Origin of the sequence: Synechococcus sp. R5-13 (assembly GCF_047462015.1) — a bacterium.
Taxonomy (GTDB): domain Bacteria; phylum Cyanobacteriota; class Cyanobacteriia; order Thermostichales; family Thermostichaceae; genus Thermostichus.
The window spans coordinates 1-4,706 of record NZ_JANSIL010000198.1 but is presented as its reverse complement, the minus strand read 5'-3'; the positions used below and the strand labels follow the sequence as shown (position 1 = coordinate 4,706).

The following is a 4,706-nucleotide window of genomic DNA, read 5'->3' as shown; positions in this document are numbered from 1 at the left end:
TTTGCCAAACCGCCTAAAGCTCAGTAAATTCAGCAAAGTTCAGGGTTTTGGGGGTTAGAGGCATGCTCCCACAGGAGCCGTCGCAAGGGGAGCTCGCCGGCAAACGGGAGCGCCAGAAGGGATCCCAAGCAGGCCGGGGACAGCTTTTACAATTGGATAAGGTTGGCAACACGATTGTTGGGGAGCTGAGCCTTGAGCACCGCCGTCTTACCTGCTGCTCCTTTGGTGGATACTCACGTCCACCTCAATTACCCCGATTTTGCCGCGGATCTGCCCCAGGTGGCCGAGCGCTGGCGTCAGACGGGGATCCGGCGTTTGGTGCATTCTTGTGTAACACCAGCAGAATTCCCCCAGTTGCAGGCCATTGCCGACCAGTATCCGGAAGTATTTTTGTCGGTGGGGCTGCACCCTTTGGAGGCGGGCCAGTGGCAGCCCGATTTGGCCGAAAAGATCGCCCACCTGGCCGCCAGCGACGAGCGAGTGGTGGCTATCGGGGAGACGGGCCTGGATTTCTACAAGTCCAACCCGGCGGATATCGAGCGGCAAAAAGAATCCTTCTGGGCCCAGATTGCCATTGCCCAAGCGCAGGATCTGGCGTTGATCGTCCATTGCCGCGAGGCGGCAGCAGCCACCTACGCCATCCTCAAGGAGGCCATGGCCACGGGGGGGCCAGTGCGGGCGGTGATGCATTGCTGGAGCGGATCCCCGGAGGAGACGCGGCTGTTTGTCGAGCTGGGCTGCTTCATTAGCTTCAGCGGCATTGTCACTTTCAAAAATGCCGAGACTGTCCGCCGGTCGGCCTTGGAGGTGCCCCTATCCCAGCTTTTGGTGGAAACCGATTGCCCTTTTCTGGCTCCCACCCCCTTCCGCGGCAAACGCAATGAGCCGGCCTATGTGCAGCGGGTGGCCCAAACCTTGGCGGAGCTGTTGGGAATCCCACCGGAAAAACTGGCAGAAGAAACCAGCCAAAATGCCGCTCGCCTGTTTCAGCTGCCTCTCCTCTAGCTCTGCTTTCCGAGGGCGCGGGTGAGCCGTAGGCCATTCCCGACCCTAGATCTCACCCGATCTCAGACGATTCCAACCCGGGAAACCCTGAGTTACCATTTTTAACTTTTTCTTTAACTTTTCTTTTGAACTCCGACTGCTCTTCTCAAAGGCATCCTATGCTGGAAAAAAGGAATGTATTTCTAGATATTTTTCTAGTTTCTAGATGCTCTCCGCTAATTCCAGGGGCTAGGGGCTTGCAACTATGGATACCAAAACGCGGGCTGCCGAAGCTCGACCCAGCCGAGACGCCCTCATCAACCGCATCACCCACCAGATTCGGCAATCCCTGGAGCTGGATCAGATCCTGAGGGCGACGGTGGAGGAGGTGCGCGCCTTTTTGGGTACGGATCGGGTGAAGGTTTACCGCTTTGATCCCGAAGGTCACGGAACGGTGGTGGCGGAAGCACGAGGCGGGGAGCGGCTGCCCTCGCTCTTGGGGCTGACTTTTCCGGCAGGGGATATTCCCGAGGAGGCGCGGCGGTTGTTTCGCCTAGCTCAGGCGCGGGTAATTGTGGATGTGGAGGCGCAGAGCCGTTCCATCAGCCAGCCGGAGTCTTGGGGGTTGTCTGCTAGGGTTCCTCTGGGCGAGCCGCTACAGCGGCCTGTGGATCCCTGCCATGTCCACTATTTGAAATCCATGGGGGTGGCCTCTTCCTTGGTGGTTCCCCTCATGCATCATCAAGAGCTTTGGGGGCTGTTGGTCTCCCATCATGCCGAGCCTCGTCCCTACTCCCAAGAAGAGCTGCAGGTGGTGCAGTTGCTGGCGGATCAAGTTTCCATTGCCATTGCTCAGGCGGAATTGCTGGAGCAAGCGCGGCAAAAGGCGCAGCAGGAACGCCTAATCAACCAAATTGCTGCCCTGGTTTATTCGCCCCTACACCCGGAGACGACCTTGACTACGGTGCTGGAGCAGCTTGCTGCCGGTTTGCAGGGGATCGGGGCGCGGCTGCGGATCCACTTTATGGGCGCAGACACCCTTTGTTGTCATGGTGTGCAACCCCCGGCAAGCTACGACACCTGGCTACAGGAGCAGCTCGGAAGGGCCGGAGGAGCGGGGGGCTGGGTGAAGATGTGGTCGCTATCCCACTTGGAGAAATCGCCGGAGCTGCAAGAGCAGATGAAGCAGACGCCCATTCGTGGCCTGCTGGTGGCCCAGCTCGCCTGGAATGACCAGCCGGTGGGCTGGCTGAGCGTGTTTCGCGCGGCCATCTGCCAAGAAACCCACTGGGCGGGCTACCGTTGGTTTGCTCAGGGGGATCCCAGACAAGAACTGCCTTTGATCTCTTTTGCTGCCTGGCGGGAGCTGAAAATTGACGAGCCTAAGGCTTGGTCAGCTGCAGAGCAAGAGCTGATGAGTCGGGTCGGGGTACATTTGGCCCTGTCCATTACGCAAAATCAGCTCTACCGGCAGTTGCAAACCCTCAACGCCCGTCTGGAGCAGGAGGTGCAGGAGCGGACGGCGGCCCTGCAGCGATCTCTGGCTATGGATGCCCTCTTGCAGCGGGTCACCGACCAGGTGCGCAGCAGTTTGGAGGAAGCCCAGATCCTGCGGGCAGTGGTGCAAGAATTGGCTCTGGGGCTGTCCATCCAAGGGTGCGATCTCTGTCTCTACGATTGGGCAGCCGGCCAAGCCACGGTGCGCTACGAATACACCTCTGCCCTACCGCCCGTCGGCGGGATCACCCTGACCTTGGCCGACTACCCCGATCTTTACCGGCACCTGCAAGGGGGTCAAGCGGTGCAATTCTGCCACTTGCCTGGGCAGGGCTGGATCCCCCGTCGGGAAGGGCTGACCCTGCTGGTGTGCCCGCTGCGGGATGACCAAGGGGTGCTGGGGGATCTCTGGCTGGCGAAGCCGGCAGCCGAGTGCTTTGATGAACTGGAGGTGCAGGTGGTGCAGCAGGTGGCGGATCACTGCGCCATTGCCATCCGCCAGGCCCGCCTCTACCAGGCTTCTGTGCAGCAAATTGGTGAGCTGGAGCGCCTCAACCGCCTCAAAGATGATTTTTTGAGCACCGTCTCCCACGAGCTGCGCACCCCCATCACCAACATGAGGATGGCCATCCAACTGCTGAAAACCGCCCGCGCCCCCCAAAAACGAGAGCAATATCTCAAGATTTTGGAGCAGGAGTGTGAGCGGGAGGCGGAATTGGTCAACGATCTCTTGGATCTGCAGCGGTTGGAGCAGGGATCCAAAACGCTCCATCTGGAAGAAGTGCCGCTGGCAACCTGGCTGCCCAGCGTGCTGGAGCCGTTTCTACAGCGGGCCCAGGCCAACCAGCAACGGTTGCAGTGGCAGATTGCGCCAAATGTGGGCAAGGTGCTCACCGATCGGGGCGGCCTGGAGCGGGTGGTGCAGGAGCTGGTCAACAACGCCTGCAAGTATACTCCCCCAAGGTGCAACATCTGGGTAACAGCGCAGCGCTCTGGCCCGCAGCAGGTGGAAATTCGGGTGATCAACGAGGGAGTAGAAATTCCCCACAGCGAGTGGGAGCGCATCTTCGAGAAGTTCTACCGCATCCCCAGCGGGGATCCCTGGAAGCGGGGCGGCACCGGCCTGGGCCTGGCTTTGGTCAAGCAGTGGATGCAGCGGCTGGGGGGCAGCGTCTCAGTGGAGAGCTCTCAAGGCAAAACCTGCTTTACCCTGGTGTTGCCGCAGGGATCCCTGCCTGTGCAGACCTCACCCCTAGCCCACAACTGTGCCTAGCCACATGAGCAATGCCCACTCAGAAGCGTTGCGTTTGGCCGCCGAGCAGTTTAACCGGGGGGAATTTTACGCCTGCCACGACACCCTAGAGGCCCTGTGGATGGAGGCAGTGGATCCAGAGCGGCGCTTCTACCAGGGGCTTTTGCAAACCGCCGTGGCCTACTATCACCTGCAAAACGGCAACCGCCGCGGCTGCATGATCCTGCTGGGGGAAGCTAACCGCAAGCTGGCGGACTTTCTGCCCACCTACGCCGGATGGGATGTGCAAGCCCTGTGGCAGGCTAACCAGGGCATCCTGCGGCATCTTTCTCAACTGCAACCCCAGGATCCCCTGCCTTACCTGGCCATCCCCACCCTGAGTTGGGTTGAAGACTGACCTGAGCAGGCCCAACAGCGGCGCTAGCGCTTGGAGCGACGGGCTTTGCGCTCAACTTCGTTGCGTCGCCGCCGATCCCGCCAGTCGATGAAGGTAATGTAGCCAACGCCCAGGGTTACGGCTGTCAACAGCAAAAAGATGCTTCCGTAGGCGATGCGGGCGACCAAGGGAAGATCGGTTTCCATGGTGTGAGCGGGGGTAACCCCGTCAATATCGGCGGCAGGAACAACAAGATGAATGCAAGATGGATGTGAGGCTCAATCCAGGCATGACAAATTACATGCCGTTGCGCCCCCAGACCACCAGGGCAATGGAAAGAACGAAGAAGGTGGGGACGGCAATCCAGCCAAGGGTGATGATGTCCATAGGTCTAGCCCAGCTAAAGAGGGGTTATCTCGAGGTGATCCCATTTTACGAGAGGAGATCCCTTGTCAACGGACATCTACGAACACCTGTTTTCAGCTAGAAATCGCAGGAGCCCCGCACTGTACCCGTAGGGTCGGTGTCGGGAGGAATGCGCTTTGATGAAGTACAATGAACTTATGAGCCAAGTCCTGACCGTCTCCTGTAAGCTCA

General features: G+C 59.6%; 5 protein-coding genes. 3 read left to right on the top strand and 2 right to left on the bottom strand.

What is annotated here, in order from left to right; all coding sequences use genetic code 11:
- Positions 1 to 192: 192 nt before the first annotated feature.
- The 3 genes from NW840_RS13380 (at position 193) to NW840_RS13370 (ending at position 4,130) form a co-directional block, all read left to right on the top strand.
- Positions 193 to 1,005 (top strand): TatD family hydrolase, encoded by an 813-nt coding sequence (locus NW840_RS13380; RefSeq protein ID WP_414344800.1) that lies wholly within the window; start codon positions 193 to 195, stop codon positions 1,003 to 1,005.
- A 244-nt stretch (positions 1,006 to 1,249) separates the two neighbouring features.
- Positions 1,250 to 3,754 (top strand): GAF domain-containing protein, encoded by a 2,505-nt coding sequence (locus NW840_RS13375; RefSeq protein ID WP_414344798.1) that lies wholly within the window; start codon positions 1,250 to 1,252, stop codon positions 3,752 to 3,754.
- Between the two features lie 4 nt (positions 3,755 to 3,758).
- Positions 3,759 to 4,130, top strand: a complete 372-nt coding sequence (locus NW840_RS13370; RefSeq protein WP_011434029.1) for a DUF309 domain-containing protein — start codon at positions 3,759 to 3,761, stop codon at positions 4,128 to 4,130.
- Between the two features lie 23 nt (positions 4,131 to 4,153).
- Here the strand turns inward: NW840_RS13370 and NW840_RS13365 are convergent, their stop codons facing one another.
- Together NW840_RS13365 and NW840_RS13360 are read right to left on the bottom strand one after the other, a co-directional pair.
- Positions 4,154 to 4,315: a hypothetical protein gene (locus NW840_RS13365; RefSeq protein ID WP_011434030.1), complete on the bottom strand. Its 162-nt coding sequence runs from the start codon at positions 4,313 to 4,315 to the stop codon at positions 4,154 to 4,156.
- A gap of 91 nt (positions 4,316 to 4,406) precedes the next feature.
- Entirely contained in the window at positions 4,407 to 4,496 is a 90-nt protein-coding gene (locus NW840_RS13360; protein WP_244349857.1) for a cytochrome b6-f complex subunit PetN, read from the bottom strand.
- Positions 4,497 to 4,706: the final 210 nt, after the last annotated feature.

Excerpts from the sequence above, each read along its gene's own strand:
- NW840_RS13365 (WP_011434030.1), bottom strand. The coding sequence starts at position 4,315 with ATGGAAACCGATCTTCCCTTGGTCGCCCGCATCGCCTACGGAAGCATC.
- NW840_RS13370 (WP_011434029.1), top strand. The coding sequence starts at position 3,759 with ATGAGCAATGCCCACTCAGAAGCGTTGCGTTTGGCCGCCGAGCAGTTT.
- NW840_RS13360 (WP_244349857.1), bottom strand. The coding sequence starts at position 4,496 with ATGGACATCATCACCCTTGGCTGGATTGCCGTCCCCACCTTCTTCGTT.
- NW840_RS13375 (WP_414344798.1), top strand. The coding sequence starts at position 1,250 with ATGGATACCAAAACGCGGGCTGCCGAAGCTCGACCCAGCCGAGACGCC.